Genomic DNA, 453 nt, shown 5'->3' with positions numbered 1-453 from the left:
CGGTTTACCGACAAACATCTTGGCCGGCGCATTGACTCATCAGAACTGCAACCCGTGCTGACCTGTTGCCTCACGTAGTTTGCTACCAGTCGGATTGTCCGGCGGGAGCAGCGCAACGTGACGAGGCAAATCAGCATGACGACACGCAAGGAGTTGGTCGAAGCGCTGCGAGTGCGGTATCGCAGCGCAGCGTTCGGTGACCGGATCACGATTCTCGATGAGTTCGTGGCCCTGACTGGGTATCACCGCAAGCACGCCATCCGGCTGCTGCGGCAGCAGGGATCCTCCGCGGCAACGAAGGCGACGCGCGAACGCAACCGGCTGTACGACGAGGCAGTACGCCAGGCGTTGACGGTCTTGTGGGAAGCGGCCGACAGGGTCTGCGGCAAGCGCCTGAAGGCGTTGATCCCGACGTTGGTTGATGCCATGGAACGGCACGGCCATCTGGACCTG

Annotated in this window: 1 pseudogene; it reads left to right on the top strand. The window is 62.0% G+C overall.

The features are described 5' to 3' along the window. Positions 1–135: 135 nt before the first annotated feature. A pseudogene (locus ACYP5B_RS38680) lies at positions 136–453 on the top strand (transposase); the annotation flags it as partial.

It is taken from the genome of Cupriavidus sp. 8B, assembly GCF_054589115.1.
Note: the sequence above shows the minus strand (reverse complement) of the source record. Positions and strands in the feature narration are given on the sequence as shown.